The organism is Xanthomonas sp. 3498, assembly GCF_014199795.1.
GTDB lineage: Bacteria > Pseudomonadota > Gammaproteobacteria > Xanthomonadales > Xanthomonadaceae > Xanthomonas_A > Xanthomonas_A rydalmerensis.
Window position 1 is genome coordinate 419,521 of sequence record NZ_JACHOH010000004.1, and the last position, 22,559, is coordinate 442,079.

Genomic DNA, 22,559 nt, shown 5'->3' on the forward strand with positions numbered 1-22,559 from the left:
GCATGCCTGCGCCCGGCCTTGACGGCCTGGCGCACCGCGGGGATGGCGATGTCCTGCGCGCACGGCCGGTGCGCGGCTCCCCGCTACTGCGATGACGTCCGACGACGACGGCGGCGCTCCGGTGGCGCGCGCCGGCGCCACGGCCGGTACGACGATGCGATCAGAATTTCATCACGCGGTCACACTGTGCCGTGGATGCATGCCCGCGTCTTGTCGCGATTCGCGGTTTCACGTGCGGAATCATGCATGGTCGGGTGCGAGTCGGCGCCTGTGCGCGACGGCCGTGCTGCGGCATGGCGCCGTGTCGCGCAGACGCCGCCACGACAGGCACACGCTGCAATCGGTCGCACGAGGCGATGCCGATGTTCGTGCCGGGCCGCATCACACCGGAATCAGCCAGCCGCCGAACAGCGGGCCGGCGGTGTCGCCGTGCTGCGGCTCGATGCGCACGGTCAGCGGCTGCGCGTCGCGGGTCAAGGCGGGCGGCAGCGGGTAGTCGCGGTCGACGAAATCGATCACCTGGCCGCGCTCCACCGCCACTTCCACGGCCAGCTTGCCATTGACCAGGATGTTGAAGCGGCCCTTGTCGCTGCCCCAGAAGCGCAGGCGCAGCGCCAGCGGCTGCGCGCTGCCACGCATGCGGAACTCGACGAAGCCCTTGCCGCGCACGTCGCGGCACTGCTGGCGGCGGTAGGCGCCGCCGAAGGACGTGTCGCTGCGCAACTGGTGGGCCTGCTCGGAGGCTTCGTCGCCGAACTGGATCATGTCCACCGCGGTCGCACGCAGGCTATCCTGCTCGGCCTGGCGGCGCGCCCGCCGCTGCGCTTCCTGCGCCCATTGGGCCGGACCCATACGCTTGAAGTACAGCGCGCTGCGCCGCTCGTACTGCGCATAGAACGGCACGAAGGTCAGGCCAGTCGGCTGCGTGCTGCTGGCCAGGAAATGGCCGGGTTGCGGCAGCTCGGCGAAGCCGCGCAGTGGATCGGCCGCGGCCACCAGCGCCGGGTCCGGCGCGTCGTAGGGCGTGCTCACCGGGCCCAGGTCGGCGGCCAGCGCCAGCGGCCCGCGCATCACCACCACCGTGTCCGCATCGCCGGCCGCGTGCTCCAGCCGCAGCGGTGTGGCCAGGTCCAGGTCGATGACGTCGCCGGCGCGCCAGTCACGCTCCAGCGTCAGGTAGCCGTCGGCCAGCGCCGCGCGTGCGGGCTTGCCGTTGACGCGCAGGGTGTAGCGGCCCTGGCACCAGGCCGGCACCCGCAACAGCAACCGCCGCGGCGCCCGTGCGCCGGCGCGCAGCACCTGCAGGCGCACCTTGCCGTTGTCGGGCACGCCGCTGTCCAGTTCCAGCGCCAGGTCGCGCTCGCTCCAGTCCAGCCGCGAGGGGATGTAGAGATTCACGTACAACGACGTGGCGTCCTGCCAATAGATCGCATCGCCGAACTGCGCATGCGCTTCCATGCCGCTGCCGACGCAGCACCAGAACGAATCGAACTTGTCGGAGAAACCGCGTTCGCCGCCGCTGATCATCGGCGTCATGTAGGTGAACATGCCGGTGGCCGGATGCTGCGCGGCCATAGTGTGGTTGTGCAGCGTGCGCTCGTAGTAGTCGAAGTAGCGCGCCCGCGGCGTCCACTGGTACAGGTGCCGGGTCAGCTTGAGCATGTTGTAGCTGTTGCAGTGCTCGCAGGTCTGCTCGGTGAGGAACGCGGCGATGGTGTCCGGCTCCTGGAAATACTCGCGGTCGGCGTTGCCGCCGATCACGTAGCTGTAGTGCGCGGTCACCGTCTCCCAGAAGAAGCGCGCCGCCGCGGCCGCATCGGCGTCGCCGGCGACCTCGAACTGGCGCGCCTCGCCGATGAACTTGGGCACCTGGGTGTTGGCGTGGATATGCGGCAGCGCATCGCGCCCGGCCGCGGCCGGGTCGATCACCTTCTCGTGGCGCAGGCGCTTGCCGATGGCGATCCAGCGCGCATCGCCGGTACGCGCGCCCAGCTCGATGTAGGACTCGTTGAGGCCGCCGAACTCGGTGTCCAGCAGGGTCTGCATCTGCGCATGGTCGAGCGCGTCGAACACCCCGCCCAGATAGCCGGCCAGCGGCAGCAGCACCTGCAGCGCTTGTGCGTTGCCGGCCAGTGCGTGCGCGTCGAGCAAGCCGGCGAACAGTTTGTGCACCGTGTACAGCGGCGACCAGCTGCCGTTGAGATTGAACTTGCTGCCCTTGATGACGCCGCGGCGCACTTCCTCGAACACCACCTTGCCGCTGTCGATGGCGCCTTTGTCGTTCTTGCGGGTGAGCCCGCCGACGTAACCGTCCGCGTCCTTGGCCTGCGCGCGCGCCAGTTCGGCGACGATGTAGTCGATGCGCTCGCGCAGCACGGGATCGCGCGTCTGCGCATGCATCTTCGCCAGCGCGCTGAGGTAGTGGCCCAGCGTGTGGCCGGCAATGGTGTCGCCCTCCCAGCCGCCGTAGACCGCGCCCTTCGGCGGCAGGCCGGCGTTCTGCAGGAAGTTGTGCAGCAGACGGTCCGGCTCCAGTTCCAGCAGGTAGCGACGGTTGGTCTGCAGCGAATCCAGGAACAGCGACGGCTTCAGCGTGACCTGCTGCAAGGGCAGCGCCTGCACCCGCCCGGGCGTGGACGCGGCGGCGTCGAGCGGGAAGCGCAGCATCCCGGCCGCCACCGCCAGCGCGCTCCACTGCAGGAAGCGGCGCCGCGAGGGATCCAGTGCCGCGCCCGCCGTCTCCCCGGTGACATGCGCGCACGCGGCGCCATGCCGATGCATGCCCTGCCCGCTCATGGCCGGCTTCCCGCGTGCGACGCGGCATGCGGGAAAGAAACGCATCGAGGCATGGACTGCTCCTGTGTGAGATGTCGGGACGCCGACTCCGCAGGGCAACGACCAGCGGATCCATGGCCACTGTGTCATCCGGGTGACAGCGCGTCTTGTCCCCACTGATGCGTGCAGATGCGGATTTCTGCCGAATCGCCGCTTCGGCCGGCCGCAGGCGACCAAGCACCGCACACACCGCAGGCGAACGCGGCCGACACACCAGTGCCCTGCGTCTCATGAGCCACCTACGCGACACGTCGCGTCATGCAGGCATCAGGAAACTGTGGCGGTGCGGCGGCGAATGCACAGGCATCCGCCGCGACGCCGCCGGCCAGTCAGTGCCGGTCGATCAGCGTGGCCTCGCCGTGACCTCTGGCACCGCGTCGGTCAGGTCGGCGCCATAGTCGGGATTGGTCACCGTATCCGCATCCACGTAACCGTAGAACACGCCCTTGCTGGCCGACGCGCCGCGCTGCTCGACGTCGCCACGCATCTGCGCGGCGCCGGACAGCGTGAACCCACCGAATGCCCCTGCCGGCTTGAACACCGTCTGCAGCTGGGCGCGATCCTTGATCGTCACCCCGTCCTGCAGCACGCTCAACCCGCCGACCACGGCGCCGTCCTGCACCTGCCCGCCCATGATCGTCGCGTGGTCCTCGATCCGCGCATCCCCCAGCACCTTGCCCCCGAGCACCCGCGCCTGCGGGCCGACATAGGCCGTCGACGCGACATACGCATTCTGCGCGACCCAGCCACCGCCGTTGGGATGGCGGCTGCCGACGCGCGTCGGCGTCGGCGCACCGGGCTGGTGGCCTGACGGATAGGCGTTCTCCAAGGTGACGCTCCACGGATAGCGGTAGACCGAATAGTAGGACTGATCCCACTTAATCTTCTGCATCTTGCTCGGCGTGCCCATGACCACCAGATACAGGTCGCTGTCGTCGCTGCGCACCTGGAACGACAGCGCGGCATCGGCGCCACGCTGCAATGCGCTGTAGCGCGGCTTGCCGTTCGCATCGATCGCGACCAGACCCCAGCGCCAATCCGAGTCCGGTGCGCCGAGCGTCTCCGGATCGTTCGCCAGGCCCGGCAACGTGTCGACCGCCGGCCGCTGCTGCACGTTGCCATGGAACTTCACCACGACCGCATCCGCACCCTCGGCGGGAACCAGCCGGACCAGGTTGTACCCCCAACGCTGCGGCGCCCAGTCGAACGGCACCTGGTAGCCGCCGGCCTGGCCCTGCACCGGATCCAGTTGGGTCAGGCGCAATGCACGATCGCGATTGGTCTCGTCGGATGGGTTTTCCGGATCGAACGCGGTATTGCTGCCGTATTGCTGGCGCATCACGGCGCCATGGTCGCGACCATCGGGGTCGATGTAGTCCCACTGCACGTTGTGCATGGCCCAGTCGCCGAACACGTCGTTGAGCTGCGACTGGCTCCAGCCCATGTTGTCGCGGAGGATCGTGAACGGGTCGGCATCGGCCTGGCCAGCATCGCCGGCCTTGGGCGCCTTGCTCCACAGATCGTTGACGATCGCGTAGCCGAAGCGATCCTTGAGGTACTCCATGAACTGCCAGTTGCAGTAGCGGTCGCGCGTCGAGCCAAGGTAGAGATGCGGGTAGTTCACCAGCATTTCCGAGCATTGCACATCGTCGTGGAAATACTGATGCGCCATCCAGTTGGCATGGGATTCCCAGATCCAGCCCACGTACGGCGAGTCACGCAAGCCGCCGGTACTGCCCTGCAACCCATGGGTGAGTTCATGCGCCAGGCCCCAGTGATATCCCAACTGATCCGGATTGATCCACATGCCCATGCCGCCGCTGGCGGAGGTACCGCCGTTCAGGGCGAAGTCGTGGTCCAGGTAAACGCTGACCTTGTACTTCTTTCCCGTATTGCAGTAAGGCTCGGGAAACCCGACGCGCCCCATGTAGTCATCCCAGATCAACTCCAGTTCCTTGGCTGCCGAGGTCACGTCGTCCTGCGAAACGGTTTGTCCGTCCTTCCAGCGGAAAGCGAAGTGTTGGGTTTCGTAGCGGACCGCCGGCATGTCGGTGTCGTCGGGATTGGCGATCCATTGGCCGGCGGTGCAGACGGCCGCGGCGGCCGCATGCGCATGCTGCGCAGCCAGCACCAGAATGGCCGACAGGCACACCGTGGAGACCATACGCATGAATCGAGAAGCAGCAATTTTCACGGCTCTACACTCCTCTTGTCCGACGACATTGGATGGATAGGACGATCGACGCGCGATCCGCCGCAACAGCCCCGGTGATGGATGCATGCCGCCACCCCGACGGCATGCCGGTACAAGAACGCTTCCGGCGGAACCCCGACAACATCCGGCGCGTCAGCCACGCACGCATCGGCGACGCGTCGCCAGACTAGTCCAGTAAAACGCAATGCACCCGACGGTTCTCTTCATGGAATCGGGATAATTCCGCACAGAGTCCGAAAATCAAACGATCGTCACGACAGGAACATGATGCGGCCGGCAACCGGCCGAGGTCAGCGGCAGGTGTTGCAACTGCAACGCGTGCGAAGCTCTGCGAGGTTGGCTCGGTCAGCATGCGCGCCTCGCCTCAATGTGCATCGCAATGCTGCGCATCGGCGGTGCCGGCCTGCGGCAGACGCTGCGGCTGCGGCGCCAGCATTTCCCACTCCTGCACAGCTAACGCGGCGTAGCGCTCGCCACCGCCGGAAGCATCCAGCACCGCGCGCACGCAGCGCGTGGTCACCGGCGCGAAGCGCAGTGTCTGCCAATGGCCGGCAACAGGCGTGTGCGTGCTCTGCGCCAGCGGCCACCAGCGCCCATCGCGGCGGTATTCCAGCCGCCAGCGCGCCGGCGGCGCCACGCCGGTGTCCGCGCCCGGCGGATGATCGGCCCAGAACAGGATGCGGCTGCGCTGCAGCGTCACCGGTTGCGCCCAGCTGTATTGCAGCCACTGCTGCGGCGGGTTGTGCGCGGTCCAGCTACCCCATAGCTGCGGCGGCAAGGGATTGCGCTTGACCCGACCGTCGTTGAGCGCGGCGATCCAGTACTGGTGCGGGATGTCCGGACCGTTGGACGCGCTGGCCTGCGCATAGCGGGCGACGTTGCGCTGCGGCGGCAACGGCGGCTGCGGCCGCCGCGTGGCCACCACCGGCAGGATCCGCGCCGGCTGCCGGGTGTCGTCCCACTGCAATCGGTCGATCGCCACGCTGCGGCGGAAATGCCCGCCGCCCTTCGCATCGGCAGTGTGGTAGACCAGATACCACTGACCCTTGAATTCGACGATGCCCGGGTGCGAGGTGGTCGAGGACACCGGCGGCAGGAGCACCCCGCGGTAGGTCCACGGGCCCAGCGGCGACGGCGCGCTGCCGTAGGCGATGCAGGCGTGGTACAGCGTCGGCGTGCAGTCCGAATCCGGTCCGGCGCGGTTGCCGGCGTAGGCCATGTAGTAGGTATCGCCGCGCTTGAACAGCCAGGGTGCCTCGAAATAGCCGTCCAGCGTGGTCACCGCCACCGCCTGCCCCTTCGGCGTGACCATGTCGCGCTCCAGCTCGATGCCGAACAGCTTGCCGAAGGTGCCCCAGTACAGGTACACGCGGCCGTCGTCGTCGACCAGCACGGTCGGGTCGATGTTCTGGATCGCATTGGGCACCGGCAGCGATTGCGACAGGATCGGCCCCTGCGGATGCGCGTCGCGCCACGGCCCCAGCGGGCTGTCGGCCACCGCCACGCCGATCGCGAACGGATCGGCATTGCGCGAGTGCGCCTCCTGCACCGGCGCATACAGGTAGTAGCGTTTGTCCGGACCCTGCACGATCTGCGCGGCATAGGCGTGGCCGGGCGCCGCCCAGGCGAACACCTGCTGCGGGCGCAGCAGCCTCGGGTAATGGGTCCAGTTGCCGCGGCCGACGTCGTCGGTGACCAGCAGTTGCCAGCGGTCGATCACGAAGTCGTTTTGCTCCGGCGCAGCATCGTCGCGGCCGGCGATGATGTAGAGCTTGCCGTCGGCGACCAGCGGCGCGGGATCGGCCGAATAATCGCGGCCATCGGCCAGGATCGGATTGCCAGGCGCATGCACCTGCCGCGACCACGGCACCGCCGGTGCGGCGGCTGCGGTCAGGCCGATGCAAGCAGCGCATGCCGCAAGCAGCCAAGCGACTGCAATGCGTACGGGCTGCCCGCTCATGGCGCTGCCTCCGCCTCGATCACCAGTTCCAACCGCACCGGCAGCGTTCCGGTGCCATCGCGGCCCTGCGCCTGCCCGACCACGCTCGTGCGACCGGGCGTCGCATAGGAAGCCGGCGCCAGGGGCGACCACTGCACCGGCACGCGCTCGCGCGAGCCGTCGTTGTACTGCACGGAAACCCGCTCCGGCAGCGCCGGCGCTTGCCCGGCGCGCACGTGCAGTGGCGGCGGCGCCTGCACCGTGGTGAGCTGGCCCGGCGCGGTCGCGCGGACCCAGACGCTGGCGCTCACCGGCACGCCGCCATCGGCCAGGCCCTGCACCTGCACGCGACCCTCGCCCGCCAGCGCCGCCGGATCCGCTGGCGACCAGCGCACCCCCAGCCAGGCCCAGCTGCCGTCGGCGAAGGTGCCGGCAATGCGATCCGGCAACGCCGGCACCTGCCCGGGCGCGATGCGCACGTCCACCGGTTCGGTCGCCACCGCCCGCTCGGCGAATACCTGCCATTCGTCCAGGCCGACCGCGTAGTGGCCCTCGCCCTGCGCCGCGGTCTGCAGCACCGCACGCAAGGCCGTGGTCACCACCGGCGCGAATGTCACCCGGCTCGGTGCGCCGTCGCCATGCACCGGATAGCCGCCGCGCACGGCAATGTCGCGCCACTGCGTACCGTCGAGGTACTGCAAGGTCCACGCGCGCGGCAACGCCACCCCGCCCTGCGGCTGATCGTCCCAGAGATACAGCGCCGCCGCGCTCAGCCGCTGCGCTTGCGGCCATTGGTACTGCACCCATACCGAGGCAGGCTGCGCGCGGCCCCAGCTGCCCCAGCGGCGGTCGGCGGCCGGCACCTGGTCCGGCGCCGGCAGCAGCCCATCGTTGAGCGCCTGCAGACGGTGGTGGCCGGCCGTGAACTGCGCGCTCGGTGTGGCCTCGCCTTGCACCTGCAGCGTCTGCCCGGCCGGCGTCGGCGCAGCGACCACCGCGATCTCGGCGTGCCCCTGCAAGGCGCCATCGTCGGCCTGCAGTTGCAAGGTGTAGGCACCGGGCGCAGTGAAGCGCACCTCGGTCGTGGCCGCCTGCGGCTGCTCGAACAGCGCCGCGCCGCCCGGCGGCGCCTGCAGCGTACGCCAGTGCAGCGCCAGCGTGCCGTTCGGCAGCGCGTCGTCGCCGACCCGACCGACCAGGCGCACCACGCCGCCCGCGGCACTGCCGTCTTCCTGCCAGGCCTCGACCTGCGGCGCCTGGTTGCCGTGCGCGGCCGGCACCGCGGCACCGCTGGCATAGGCCTGGATCTCCTTGATCCCGGTGCGCAACGCGCCGGCATGCGTCACCTGCACCCGCCAGTGCTGCGCGCGCAGCGGCGGGAAGCGGATGCGGTTGCGGTTGCCCTGCGCGATCGGCATATCGCGCACCTGGCCCGGCACGGTCTTCCAGGCGTTGCCATCGCGATACTGCAGCACGTACAGCCACGGCGGCGCGTAGCCGGCGCGCGTGCCCGACGCAAAGCCGTGCTGTTCGCCCGGTGGCGATGAACTGCGATAGAAGTACACGCGCACGTCGTCGAGGGTCTGTGGCCGATGCAGATCCAGTTCCAGCCAGTCGCTGGCGGCGGGCGAACCGGCCGTGCCCCAGAACGGCTCGTTGGCGGTGCTGCCATCGACCGCCGCCGTGGCCGGAAACCCATCGGTCGTGTAGCTGGCGCTGACCGCCGCACCCTGCGCCAGGTTGCGCGCGCCGGGCGGCAGCGCGATGTCGAGCCCGGCGTCGGCGAGGACCGCCCCGATTCGCGCCGCGCCTGGAAAGCGCACCTGCTGCGGCACCTGCAGCGCCAGCCGGTGCGTGGCCAGCACGCGCAGCGACGCTGCATCGGCATTGACCGCGTCCGGCAAGGCCTGCACGCGACCGCTGGCCGGGTCGTACAGCACGTGCGCCAGGCGATCGATGGTGAAGGCCAGGCGTCCGTCCAGGTACAGCGAATAGCCCTTCGGCGCGGCGCCGCCGTAGCGGCGACCGTCGCGGTCCCAGACGATGCTCAGGTCGCGGTCGCGATAGCGCAGGCGGTCGGCGGCGAAATGGTCCCAGCCGATGTCGATCGGATACAGCTCGATCAGGGCATCGCTGCGCGGCCGCAGGCCCATCGCATCCTCGATCACGGTGAAGTTGGTGGCGCCGAGCTGGGTGTGGTGGATCCACGAGCGATAGCCGATGCGGCCGCCATCGGCGGCGCTGCCCTGCGCCCAGAATTCGTTCTGGTCCGGGTAGCGGTTGTCGCCGTCGATGTAGTGCGCCCACGCGTTCCAGTACAGCAGCTTGCGGTAGCTGGACGCGTCCAGGTACGGGCTGGGGTAATCGCGCAACACGCTGCCGAGCAGACGGAACGCCACGGTGGAATTGATCACCGAGAAATTGTTGCTGCCGCCCTCGCCGCGCGCCTGCTGGTCGGCCTGGTTGGCGGTGTAGAACGGAAACAGCGGGAACTGCCGGGCGTCGGCGAACAGGCGCAGCGCGCGCACGTACTTGGGATCGTCGTCGGCATCGCCGTGCCTGGGCATCAGGCCGACGCTGAAGGGGTAGTAGTTGTTGGTTTCCTTCCAGTCCACCGGCAGGCGCGGTCCGTCGGCCTGGCGCTGCTTGAGCAGGTCGCCGTGCAGGCCCATGCCATCGGCCTGCGCGCTGTGGTCCTGCCACAGCACCTCGAGCACGGCGCGACGGATCTTCGCCGCCAGCGCCTGCATGCGCACCGCGGTGGCGGCGTCGCCGGCCAGCTGTGCGGCCTGCGCGGCGGCGAGCGCATTGGCGTACACGTACGCGCTCTCGCTGCGGTCCATGCGCGGCGCGCCATGGTGCTTGGCCCAGTCGAAGGAGACCGCGTCGGCGTCGTTGCCGGTCATCGCCGCCCAGTCGTATTCGATCAGACCGTTGCCGTTGCGGTCGTAGGCGCGCAGCAGCGCCTCCACGTCGTCGCTGGCGTAGCGCGCCAGTTGCCCGGCGATCGCCGGCGGCCCGCCATGCACCTGGTAGGCGCGCCAGGCCGCGGCACTGAGGTACTGCGCGTAGGAATTGGACCAGTTCTCCGGCGCGCCGGGGTTGTCAACGTACTTGCCGCCGCCGGCGGTCTCGCCGGCACCGAGCCAGGAACCGTACGCGTAGAGCGGATCGCGCAGGTACTTGAGGTCGTCGATGAACATGCCGGTGGTGAGCACGATGGCGTTGTCGTAGCCGAGCACGCCCTCGATCGCCACCGGGAACTGGTAGTCGTTGCCGGGTACCGCGGCATCCACGAAATTGAAGCGCAGCAGCCACCAGCGGTAGAACAGGGTCTTGTCGAGATTGTCCTCGGGCGTGTCCAGGTACGGCAGGTTGTCGGCCCACCAGCGGTTGTAGGCGACGACGTGCTCACTGTAGGCCTGCTGCGGCGACTGCGCGGCGATGCGCCGGTACTCCTGCAGCGACGCCGGCAGTTCGCGTGCGACCAGCCCCAGTTGCACCTTCAGGGTCGGCGCAGGCGCGCGTGCCGGCACCACCAGCGGCCGCACGATGCTCGCGCCATCGACGGCGAAACCATCGCCGGACAGCCGCGGGAACAGCGTGGTGATGGCGTTGTGGGTGACGAAGGCGCCGGTCAGTTCGGCGCCTTGCGCATGCGTGGCCATCGGCGAGACCGCGCGCAGGGTCAGCGTGTGCGCCACGCCGTCGGTACTGGACACGGTGGCCTCGGCCACCGCCACGTTCTGCTCGCTGATGAACTTGACCAGTTGCAGGCGCACGCCAGCGCCGGCATACACGCTGCTGAAATAGCTCGGCGTCTGCCGCCGCTGCGCACTGTCCTCGATCAGGGCGATCGGCACGCCGTCGCGCTCCAGTTGCAGACGGAACAGCGCGTCGTGTCCGGTCTTGTGCACATAGGCCACGTCGCCGACGAAGCCGGGCTCCTCCGGCCGGTGCGTGTACAGGTAGGCGGCGCGGCCGCGGGTGAACAGCCAATTGTTGCTGTCGCCGAAACCGCCGCCGGTGCCCTGCCGCACCAGCAGGCGATCGATCCAGAAATCGCGACCGGGCGCGCTGCCGGCGCCCGCCGCCAGATCGGCGGCGAACACCCGCTGCAACTGGCCCTGTCCCTGCCCCGGCGCGAACGCCACGCCGCTGTCCGGCAACGGGTGCGCATCGCCTTTGAAGCGCGGCATGCCGATCGCGGCGTTGCTCGGCTGCAGGCCTTCGCCGTCGCTGTCGAGCGGGTCGCCAGCGTCGGCCGCTGCCGACACCGCAGCGGCCACGAACAGCAGGCTGCCAAGCAGGGCGATGGCGCCACGCCGCACGCGCGACGCGGCGCCACCGGGTGCAGGCGTACGAATCAAAACTCGGTCCTGATCCGCGCCCAGAAGTAACGCCCGAGCGTGTCGTAGGTATACGCATCGGTATTGGCCGCACTGGCGTAGCCGTAGTACTGCGGCGGCTTGCGGTTGCCGACGTTGTTGGCGCCGGCCGACAGCGTGGTGTGCAGGCTCTCGAACTTCCGGCTCAGCGAGACATCGTGGTAGGTCACCGTGCCGACCTTGAAGTAGACGCAGCTGCCGTCGGCGGCGGTGTTGATGCAATAGTCCTCGTAGGCGCTGCCGACCGTGGTCGGGCCGATCAGGCGCGTGTTCCAGCTGGCATGCCATGGGCCGTTGTCCCAGCCCAAGTTGAAGTTGGCGCGCCAGCGCGGCATGTTGCCGTAGCTGGAGGTCTCGCCGACGTAGTTGTGGCTGTCGCCGCTGAACGTGTAGCTGGACAGGAACGTGGCGTCCACGCCGGCCTGGAAGTTGCCCCAGGCGGTATCGCGCAGCGCGTACTTGATGCCGATGTCGTCGCCGCGGATGTCGACCTTGCCGCTGTTGATCGCGAACGGCACGGTGACGCTGACCAGTTGCCCGGTGGGGCCACGCTTGATCAGCGGGCAGTAGGCGCTCTGGCCGTCGTAGCAGTTCTGCAGCACCTGGTCCAGGCCGGTACCGTTGATCATGTCGTCCAGGGAGACGCGCCAGCTGTCCAGGTTCAGCGACAGGCCCTCGGCCCAGCCCGGGTCGTACACCGCGCCGATGTTGTAGGAGCGGCCCTGCTCGGGCTTGATCGCGAAGCCGGCGTTGGCCGAGCCTGTGGTGAGCACGGTGAACGAGGAGGTGTTGACGAAGCTGCCGTTGGTCGGCACGTTGGCGCAGGCCGCGGGATTGCCGCCGCCGGTGTAGCCGTTGCACGGATCGGTGTAGGTGCCGACGTCGTCGACCACGCCGTTGTACGGCGAGCCGTACAGGTCGCCCAGCGCCGGTGCACGGAACACCTGCGAACCGGTGGCGCGGATCAGCAGGTTGTCGATCGGCCGCCATTCCAGCGCGACCTTGCTGTTGGTGGTGCTGCCCCAGTAGTCGTAGCGCGAGTAGCGCGTGCCCAGGTTGAGGTTCAGCGCCTGCGCACCGGTCACACCCTTGAGCAGCGGCACCAGCACTTCGGCATACGCCTCCTTGATGGTCTCGTCGTGGCCCTGGTTCATGATGCAGCCGTCGTTGTAGTCGCAGTTGCCGTCCGCATCGGCGGCCGCCACCGGGTTGCTGGTGCCCTGCGAGAAGCCGTTCCTGCGGAACGACAGGCCGAACGCGGCCTGCACCGCGCCGGCCGGCATCGCGAACAGGTCGCCGTTGACGCTGGCCTCGGCGAATTTCATCGTGCTCTCGTCGATCAGGTCGACCGCGCTCTGGGTGGCCTTGATGCCGGCGATGGTGGCCGGATCGTCCGGATTGAACACGTTGATCGGGGTACAGCCGGCGATCACGTTGCCGGGCGTGCCGCATTTGATGGTGCCGTCGCTGTCGCGGAACGAGGCGCCCACCGCGTTGTTCAGTGCCGAGGTGATGGAGAAGCCGTTGCGCACCAGGGTGTCCTTGTAGTGCGCGTAGCCGGCCGCCGCATCCCACTGCCAGCTGCTGTCGCCGAACTTGCCGCGTAGCCCGGCGACAATGTTGGTCTGGTACATCGTCGAGGTGTAGACGCGGGTGTTGGCCGGCACCGAACGCAATAGGTAGCGGGTGAGCTGGCTGCCGAAGGGGTTGTAGTAGTTCTGCGCGGCGTTGGGCAGCTCCAGGCCGTAGGCGGTGAGCTGCGAGGTGGTCTCGCTGCGGGTCCAGAACATGTCCAGGTAGCCCTGCACGTTCGGGGTGAAATCGAAACTGGCGTGCGCGGAGGCGTTGGTGCGCTGTACGGGGGTGACCAGGTACTGGCCGGTGTAGGCGTCGTAGCCTTCCACCGCCTGATTGTAGGTGTGGAAATCACCCGCATTCACCTGGCCCGGTGCCAGGTTGGCATTGGGCGTCAGCACGCTGCCATTGCTGAGGAAGGCGCGCGTGCCATTGCCGCGGCGCTCCACCACTTGGCCGTTGAGGTAGTTCTGCGCGGTGCGCGCGTAGTCGCGGTCGCTGTCGTACAGCGCATTCATCGAACTGCGGCTCACGCCGAGGATCAGCCCGCCGCGCTCCCAGGTCTTGCCCCACTCCAGGCCGAGCGAGCGCCGGTTGCCGTCGCCGTGGGTGCTCAGGCCGTAGTCGGCGGTGGCGGCGAAGCCGTCGTACTTGTCCTTGAGGATGATGTTGATGACGCCGGCGATGGCGTCGGAACCGTACACCGAGGAGGCGCCGTCGGTGAGCACCTCGATGCGCTCGACCATCGCCGCCGGAATCGCGTTGACGTCCACGCCGGGCGCGGCGGCGACGCTGCTGGCCGGCCCGGCCATGCGGTGGCCGTTGACCAGCACCAGGGTGCGCTCGGGCCCGAGGTTGCGCAGCGACACCAGCGCACGGCCGTGGCTGAAGCCGGAGTTGAGCGCGACGTTGGGCATATTGCCCGCCATCGCCGGCAGCTGCTGCAGCAACTGGCCGAGCGTGTCCTGGCCGCTGTCCTCGATGCGCTGGCGGTCGATGGTGATGACCGGGCTGGCGGTCTCCGCATCGACGCGGCGCAGGTGGCTGCCGGTGACGCTGATCCGTTCCAGCGTGGTCGCCTGGGTGTCCTGGGTCGGCGCATCCTGCGCCTGCGCCGCCGGCGCGAGCAGGGCCAGCGCGGTACAGATCGCCGCGGCCAATGGACCGGGCTGCGGCGCGGCGCGCCAGGAACACGGGAGCAGCGGCGCAACGCGTTCGAGCAAAGACGGCATCGGAATCTCCTGAGCGGCGGCCTGGCGATCGTCGGAGCGCCGCCCTTCCCCAGGCGGCCGCTCCGTCACCAGCGCGTGTGGCGGATACGAAAACGGACGTGTCCACGCATGCGCCGCCGGACGGGACGATCCCGACGCCGCCTGCACGGCGACGCGCACGACTCATGCGCTGCGTCCCCGGTGGCGTGCAGGAATCTCCCCCTGGACATTCACTGCACGGCCACAATGTGCGCGTAGGCTGCGTGCGGCGTCTTGTCGTATTTATCGGGAAAACGTGCGGAATACCGCACTGCCCCGCCCGCGACCGGGACGTTTCCGACTTTTTCGCCACTCAGCCGTAGACGGCCGAAATCGCCACCGTCGCCGCGCTGCCGGCCGGGACCAGCACGCGCTCGTTGCGCGGCCCGGACAGCGCCGCCGACTGCCCGTCCAGCCGCACCTCCTGCAGGCGGGTGCCGGCCGGCACCCGCAGGGTCAGCCAGGTGCGCGCCGGCCGCTGCGCCGGCAAGCGCACGCCGCCCTCGATGCGGCGCTGCGCCGGATCGGCGCGCAGGCGCAGCGACACCGCACCCCAGCGGGTCGGCGCGGCGTCGATCGCGATCGTCTCGCCGCTGCCCAGCCAGTCGCGCGGCACCGCCCGCGCCAGGAACAGTTCCTCGCCGGCGCTGTCCTCGAACACCAGCATCCAGCGCAGCAGCAGCGGAATGGTCATCTGCGCGGGGATGCAGAACAGCGGCATGCCGCCGGTGATGCCGGTGACCTCGCCCGCGGTCCAACTGCCGCGGGTATGTACGTGGTAGCGGTGCGCGTACAGGAACAGCAGGTACTCCTCGATCCGGTCCAGGCGCAGCAACTGCTGCGCGTAGCCGTAGGAGATGAAACCGAGCAGGTCGCGCGCCTCCGGCGTCGGCGCGGTGATGTTGCCGACCACGCCGAGGCTGGTGCCGCCGTGGCCGCGCACGCAGTCGATGACCAGGTTCGCCAGGTCGTCGGGCAGCACGTCGGCCTGCAGCAGTTCGGCGTAGGCGCGATGCGGCCAGCCCTGCTCGCTGGGGTGCTCCTGCTGCAGCGACTGGCGGAAGGTGAGCTTCACTCCGGGCAACGGGCCGATATAGGGCGGCTGCAGATCGCGGCGGACGTTGCCGCGCAGGGTGCGCAGCAGTTGTGCGGACAATTGCTGCGCGCGGCGTTGCCACTGCGCTGTAGCGGCCTGCCCGCCAGGCCCGGCGATGCCGCTCCACACCGCGGCCAGGTCCTGCCAGCCGCGCACCGCCAGCGCGCTGTTGGCGTAGTACGGCTTCCACCACACCTGCGGATCGGGGAACAGGCAGGCATCGGATTCGTTCCAGCCGTGGATCAGGCCGTGCCCTGGCGCCGACGCCGGCAGGCGCAGGCTGGCGTCGTGTAGTTCGGCCAGCACCTGCGCGGTGGCGGCGATCTTGTCGCGGTGCTTGCGCAGCAGCGCAGCATCGCCGGTGTAACGCAGGTAGCGCGCCAGCAGCGACAGGGTCAGTCCGAACTGGCCGGTCTCCGCGCCGCGCATGTTGACCATGCCGTCGGCCTGCACGAAATCGCTGAAATAGCCGTCCAGCACCGCCGCCGCCTGGGCGAAGCGGCCCCACTCGAGGTTGGCGTACAGCGAACTGGTGAAGGTGTCCTGGAAGCCGTCGTACTCGTTGCCGTAGTAGTCGCGATCCACCGCGCCGTACTTGGGATAGGTGCCGCCCGGACGCACCACCAGCTCGCGGGCGAAGGCGAAGCGCGCCATGTCGCGCCAGCTCGGGTCCGGGGTCTGCGCCTGCACGGTGTCGGCGAGTTGCGCCTGCCAATAACCGGCGAAGGCCAGCAGGCCGCGGTAGAAGTCCTCGGCGCTGCGCGGGCCGCGCCGCGGCGGGTAGTCGGGATAGCTGTAGCCGTACACCACCTTGCTGACCTTGCCGTGTTCGACCAGCGCGCTGCGGTGCCAGGTCTGCACCACGAAGCGGTCCTCGGCCAGCACGTCGGCGAACAGCAGGATGTCGTAGTAGCGGCCTTCGCCGGCCGGCACCACCTTGCGCACCGCCGGCATCCAGCCGCCGAGCAGGCCTTCGCTGCGACGCCGCACCAGTTCGTCCTTGCCCAGCTCGGGAAACGACTGGATGGCGCGATAACAGCGGGTGCGCCCGTCCGGGTACACCGGCATGGTGTCGGCGCATTCGCGGGTGCCGACGAAGGTGGTCCACGGCAGGCGCCCGTTGTAGTCCTTGGGATCCAGTTGCGAGGCCGGCGGCGGCGCGACGTCGCGCACCTCATCGGCGCGCGGGTCGCCGTCGCGCAGCAGGCGATCGGCGAGCAGGTCGGCGTCGGCCATCGCCACCTCGGCCAGGGCCATGCCGAAGTACGGCGCCTGCGCGGCCGGGAACACCGCTTCGGTGCGCTTGCCCAGTACCAGCGCCCCGCCCGGCCCGCGCAGGGTCAGGTCGCCATCGGGCTGGCGCAGGTCTTCGTACACCTCCCAGGTCGCGCCGGCCTCGACGAAACGGCACTGCAAGGTATGCCCGGCGAGCGCATCGGCCGCCAATGGCTGCAGTTGCGGCGGCGCTGGCGCACGCGTGCTGCTGACCGCCGCCGGTGCCGCGGCGGCACGCCCGGCCAGTGCTTCCACGCCGGCGACCGCACCGACCGCCAGGCCCTGACGCAGGAAATCTCTCCGATCCATCTACCGTCCCCGATGCAATGCGATCGTTGCATCGTGCGCTGCGCACGCCGCAGCGTCTTGTGCGCTGTGCCGAGGATCGGTGCGGAAAATCGCATAGCCGCGTGGTCGCGGCGGTGCTGCGCTGCGGGAATGCGATGGACCGGTGCGGCTTAGGCGAGCACGTCGAGCAGGCTGCCGATAGTGTCGTCGGCCGCGCGCAAGACCCGCGCATTTGCCTGGAACGCGGTGCGCTCGGTCAGGGTGCCGACCATGTCGTCGACCAGATCGCTGCCCTGCCCGTCGGCCTGCTGCACCTGGCCTACAACGCCGCCACCGGCGGTGGCCTGGTTCACCGGCACGGAACGCTGGAAGCCATCGGTGGAGAGATTGGCGATGTTGTTGGCGCGCACCTGCAACCCGGACGTCGCGGCACGCATGCCGGACAGCGCGATCGAAGAACTGGGAGCGATGGCAGTCATGGCGGGCCAGGGTGCAGGGAGACGTGCCGGGATATCGGCTGGTTTGGCGAGGTCTTTAGTTTGGGGATTTGGGAGTGGGGATTCGGGATTCGCAAGAGCGGATGCGTCAGCGCTGATAGCGAAAGCCCCTCTCCCCTCGGGGCGACGGGGCACGGCTTGCGCGCCACTGGCGCGCAAGCCCTGGAGCGCCCGCGCCGCAAGCGCGGGCCGGGGCGCGGAGCGGGGGTTGGGGTGAGGGTCCGGGAGCACCGCGCCGCTTCCGGACTCATTGCAGCGCCCGCACCCTCATCCGCCCCTTCGGGGCACCTTCTCCCACAGGGAGAAGGAATCATCGCGGGAGACCAAAGCCCCTCTCCCACCGGGAGAGGGGTTGGGGTGAGGGTCCGGGAGCACCGCGCCGCTTCCAGACTCATTGCACCACCCGCACCCTCATCCGCCCCTGCGGGGCACCTTCTCCCGGAGGGAGAAGGAATCATCGCGGGAGACCGAAGCCCCTCTCCCACCGGGAGAGGGGTTGGGGTGAGGGTACGGGAGCACCGTGCCGCTTCCGGACTCGGTGCAGCGCCCGCCCCCTCATCCGCCCCTGCGGGGCACCTTCTCCCGGAGGGAGAAGGAATCATCGCGGGAGACCGAAACCCCTCTCCCGCCGGGAGAGGGGTTGGGGTGAGGGTCCGGAGGCGCAGCGCCAGCTCCGCAACTCATTGCACCACCCGCACCCTCATCCGCCCCTGCGGGGCACCTTCTCCCGGAGGGAGAAGGGAAAAGCCGAGCCCTGAAGGAGCAGGGATCCCACGCCTTTGCCAATCCCCAATCCCAACTCCCCAATCCCGCCCCCACTACAGCCGATTCCACGCCGGCGTCGGCTCTCCAAGCAGATGCCGCACGAAGAAGTCGTACTGCCGCCGCTGGACGTAATCGATGGGACCGGTGGAGCGGCCGACGGTGTGCTCGCCGCCAGGCACGACCAACAGGTCGAAATCCTTGCCGGCCTTGATCAAGGCGTCCACCACCTGCGCGGTCGAGGCCGGGTCGACGTTGCTGTCCTGCTCGCCGACGATCAGCAGCAGGTCGCCGCGCAACTTGCTCGCATTGTCCACGCCGGAGGCGCGCGCATAGCTGGCGTCCACCGGCCAGCCCATCCATTGCTCGTTCCAGCTGATCTTGTCCATGCGGTTGTCGTAGCAGCCGGCGTAGGCCACGCCGACCTTGTAGAAGTCCGGGTGCCGCTCCAGCGCACCCAACGTACTCTGCCCGCCGGCCGACGCGCCGTAGATGCCGACGCGGCCGATGTCGTAGGACGGATCCTGCGCCGCCAGCGCCTTGTGCCAGGCGATGCGGTCGGGGAAGCCGGAATCGCCGAGGTTCTTCCAGGCCACGTCGTGGAAGGCCTTGGAGCGGTTGGCGGTGCCCATGCCGTCGATCATCACCACGATGAAGCCCAGGTCGGCCTGCGCCTGCATGCCGATCTGCTTGTCGCCGCCGGAGTGGTAGCCGAACGGCCAGAAGGTCTTGGGCACGAAGGAATCGTGCGGGCCGGCGTAGATGTTCTCGATCACCGGGTACTTCTTGTGCGGGTCGTAGTCGCGCGGCCGCACCACCATGCCCCAGATGTCGGTCTTGCCGTCGCGGCCCTTTGCGACGAAGGTCTGCGGCGCGCGCCAGCCGGCGGCCTGCAGCTTGCGGATGTCACCGCGCTCCACCACCTGCAGCAGCTTGCCGTCGGTGGCATGCAGCTCCATCACCGGCGCCATGTCCGGACGCGAGTACACGTCCACGTAATGGCGGCCGTCGGCGGCGATGGCCACGTCGTGGTCGGCATCGGCCTCGGTCAGCCGGGTCAGGTGGCTGCCGTCGAAATCCACCGCGAACAGGTGCCGGTAGTAGGGATCCTTGCCCGCATCCATGCCGCTGGCGGTGAACCAGATGCGCCGCTGTGCGTCGTCTACGCGCAGCACGTCGCGCACGATCCACTCGCCCTTGGTGATCTGCGCCTTGATGCGGCCGTTGCTGCCGTCGAACAGGTACAGGTGGCGCCAGCCGTCGCGCTCGGAGATCCAAAGGATCTCCTTGCCCAGGCCATCGACATCGTGGTGGTAGCTGCGGTCGGCGTAGACGAAGGTCTTCGCGTCCTCGCCCACCGCCACGTGCGCCTTGCCCGTGGCCGCGTCCACCGCGATCGCGCGCATGCGCTGGAAACCGTGCTGCACGTAATCGAACACGAAACTGGCGCTGTCGCGGCGCCACTGGATCGGCGAGAGCTGGTAGGGGTTGGCGAACAAGGCATCGTCGATGGCCAGCCGCTTGGGCGCGCCGCCGCGTGCCAGCGCGCCGAGGTCGAACAGCACCGGCCGCTCGATGTCCACCGCGTCGCCGGGCTTGGGATACAGCTGGGTGCGCACTACCGGCTGTCCGCCGCCAGGCGGTGCCGCTTCCACTCGGGTGACGCGGCGGGCGAAGCCGGGCCGCACCCGGTACAGCGCCAGCCGCTGCGAATCCGGCGCCCAGGCGATGGTTTCCGGATCGTAGAAATCGTCGCTGCGGCCATCATCGGCCAGGCGCAGCGTGTGCCCGTCGGCCAGCGCACGCAGCATCACCGCGTTGCCGTCGACATAGGCCTCCCAACGTCCGTCAGGCGAGCGCCGCGGAGTGGCGTCGGCCGGCACGCTGAGGTCGCGCACCACGCCAAAGCCCCGCGGTCGCGGCTGCGGGCCGCTATCGGCGCGGGCGCAGACGTAGGTGGTGAGGGTGCAGCGCCACAGCGCTTCGTCGAGCTCGAAGGCGATCGCCGCCTGCGGCTGGCCGCCCTCGGCGGCATAGGCGAAGCGTGCGAACGGCAGGCGTAGCGCCGAATAGGCGGTGCCGGTCGCCGCGCTCAGCGCGCGCGCCACTCGCTGCTGGTCGAACGCCGGCTGCTTGCGCTGGCTGGCCACGTCCTCGACCACGAAGGCGAAGCCGCCTGGCACGGTCTTGCGGTAGTAGAACGTGCCGTCGTCGCGCCACTGCGCCGGCCAGGTCACGTTCTCGGTCAGGCCGATCCAGGCCTCGCGCAGGCCCAGCGAACGCTGGTAGTCGGCGACGCTGGGCGCGGCCTGTGCGGCGCCGGCGCAGCACGCCAGGGCGACGATGAGAGAGGCGACGAACTTGTTCATGCGGTTTCCGAGAGTTTCGATGGCACGCTTCTTTTTTTGTAGGAGCGGCTTCAGCCGCGACCCGGCGTTACCAGCAAAGCCTATCGCGGCTAATCCCACAAAAGGGGACAAGAGCCGCTCCTACGTACATCCACAACGGGCTATTCCCCGTCATCCTCTTCCAGCGCCAACTCCTCATGGCGCAGGCCGCTGCGGGCGCCCCAGTGATAGCAACCCAACGCGATCGCCGCCACGCACAGCGTGTCCCAGGGATGCGTGATCCAGCCGCTGCCGCCGAAGGTGCCCAGGCGCGACACCACCAGGACCAGGGCGAAGAACACGATCAGCCACAGCACGCCGCGCACCTGCCGCCACAGCCGCGCACGGCCGGCGGCGTTGGGTAACCGATACAGCACGTACAGCACGCACATCGCGATCTGCAGGCCGAGCAACCACGACAGCGTGCTCCAGGTCGACCAGTACACGATCAGGCCCGCGACGATGAACGACAGTGGGCCGAGCAGCGCCATGCCGCGCAGCCGGAACGGCCGCGGCAGCTCCGGCGCACTGCGCCGCAACGCGGCCACGGTCACCGGCGCCACCGCATAGCTGAGCACCAGCGCCGCCGACACCACCTGGATCAGGGTCTCCCACGACGGGAACGGCAGAGTCCAGAACACCGACAGGCCCAGGCTCAGCCACAGCGCCGGGCGCGGGATGCCGGAGGCGGCATCGACGCGCGTCAACACCGGCAGGAAGCCGCCGCTGCGCGCCCAGCCGTACACCACCCGCGGCGTGGCGTTCATGTAGATGTTGCCGGTGCCGCTGGGCGAGATCATCGCGTCGCAGATCACCAATGCCGCCAGCCAACCCATACCCAGCGCCAGGGCGATGTCGTGGTACGGCAGCGAGAACGCCTTGTCGATGCCGCCCCAGCCGTTGGCCAGGTGCTGCGCCGGCACACCGCCGAGGAAGGCAAGCTGCAGCAGCACGTAGATCACCGTGGACAGCGCCACCGACAGGATCAGTGCGATCGGGATATTGCGCTGCGGATCGCGCACTTCGCTGGCCACCGACACGATCGGGGTCAGCCCGAGGTAGGCGAAGATGATGCCGCCGGCGGAGATCGCCGCCTCCACTCCGGCCGCGCCGAACGGCGCGAAGCCCTGCACGTGCAGGTTGCGCGCATCGAAGTGCGCCATCAGCAGCACGATCACCAGCACCGGCACCAGGAACTTGAACACGCTGACGATGTTGTTGGCGGTGGCGAAGGTCTTGACGCTGTAGTAGTTGAGCAGGAAGAACGCGACCAGCAGCGCCAGTTGCAGCAGCCAGCCGGCGACGCTGGGATGGGTGCTGCCGGCCTGGTTGAGCCAGGGGAACCACGCCGCCGCGTATTGCCGCGCTGCTTCCACTTCGATCGCGATCAGGCTGGAGAAGGCGATCAGGGTGATGAAGCCCATCAGCCAGCCGAGCAGCACGCCATGCGAGTACTCCGGGTAGCGCACCACGCCGCCGGCGCGCGGCAGGGCCGCGCCGAGTTCGCAGTACACCAGGCCCAGCAGCAGGACCGCCACGCCGCCGGCGATCCACGACACGATGCCGGCCGGCCCGGCGATCGCCGAGACGTGGCTGGCGGAGAACAGCCAACCGGAACCGAAGATCGAGCCCAGACCGATGAAGGTCAGATCGGTCAGGCTCAAGCGCTTGTGGAACTTGCCTTGTGCGGCCATGGCGTCTCCCGCTGGATTGGTGTCACTGGCGAATCAACGATCTGCGATGCTTCCTACCCTCACCCCAGCCCCTCTCCCGGGGGGAGAGGGGCTCGCGCAGCCCGGCCGAAGCCGGTGATTCCTTCTCCCTCCGGGAGAAGGTGCCCCGAAGGGGCGGATGAGGGTACGGGCGCAGCCTCGTGCAGTTGAAACACCGCATGCGCTTCGCGCCCGACCCTCACCCCAACCCCTCTCCCGAGGGGAGAGGGGCTTATTGCTCCCTTCTCCCCTCGGGACCATGGCCCCCTTTTTGGGGGAAGGTGCCCCGCAGGGGCGGATGAGGGTGCGGGCGCAGCCTCGTGCAGCTGAAACACCGCAT

The 22,559-nt window shown here is 69.1% G+C and carries 9 protein-coding genes; all 9 read right to left on the reverse strand.

From position 1 onward, the window contains the following. Positions 1-381: 381 nt before the first annotated feature. On the reverse strand, positions 382-2,796 hold the full coding sequence (locus tag GGR66_RS14560; protein ID WP_184448721.1) for a glycoside hydrolase family 127 protein: 2,415 nt from the start codon (positions 2,794-2,796) through the stop codon (positions 382-384). Positions 2,797-3,178: 382 nt separating this feature from the next. Continuing rightward, positions 3,179-5,005 (reverse strand): Svx/AvrXca family virulence/avirulence protein, encoded by a 1,827-nt coding sequence (locus GGR66_RS14565; RefSeq protein WP_184448760.1) that lies wholly within the window; start codon positions 5,003-5,005, stop codon positions 3,179-3,181. Between the two features lie 409 nt (positions 5,006-5,414). Continuing rightward, positions 5,415-7,010, reverse strand: a complete 1,596-nt coding sequence (locus GGR66_RS14570; RefSeq protein WP_184448722.1) for a family 43 glycosylhydrolase — start codon at positions 7,008-7,010, stop codon at positions 5,415-5,417. After that, positions 7,007-11,188 (reverse strand): Ig-like domain-containing protein, encoded by a 4,182-nt coding sequence (locus GGR66_RS14575; protein WP_255421710.1) that lies wholly within the window; start codon positions 11,186-11,188, stop codon positions 7,007-7,009. The genes GGR66_RS14570 and GGR66_RS14575 overlap by 4 nt, the downstream gene beginning before the upstream one ends. A 167-nt stretch (positions 11,189-11,355) precedes the next feature. Then, positions 11,356-14,184, reverse strand: coding sequence for a TonB-dependent receptor (locus tag GGR66_RS14580; protein WP_184448723.1), 2,829 nt, complete (start codon positions 14,182-14,184; stop codon positions 11,356-11,358). Between the two features lie 331 nt (positions 14,185-14,515). Continuing rightward, entirely contained in the window at positions 14,516-16,882 is a 2,367-nt protein-coding gene (locus GGR66_RS14585) for a Tat pathway signal protein (RefSeq protein WP_184448724.1), read from the reverse strand. Between the two features lie 149 nt (positions 16,883-17,031). Next, positions 17,032-17,340 (reverse strand): flagellar basal body protein, encoded by a 309-nt coding sequence (locus GGR66_RS14590; protein WP_160970223.1) that lies wholly within the window; start codon positions 17,338-17,340, stop codon positions 17,032-17,034. Between the two features lie 836 nt (positions 17,341-18,176). Continuing rightward, entirely contained in the window at positions 18,177-20,489 is a 2,313-nt protein-coding gene (locus GGR66_RS14595) for a S9 family peptidase (protein WP_184448725.1), read from the reverse strand. A gap of 140 nt (positions 20,490-20,629) precedes the next feature. After that, positions 20,630-22,201, reverse strand: a complete 1,572-nt coding sequence (locus tag GGR66_RS14600; protein WP_184448726.1) for an APC family permease — start codon at positions 22,199-22,201, stop codon at positions 20,630-20,632. Between the last annotated feature and the right edge of the window lie 358 nt (positions 22,202-22,559).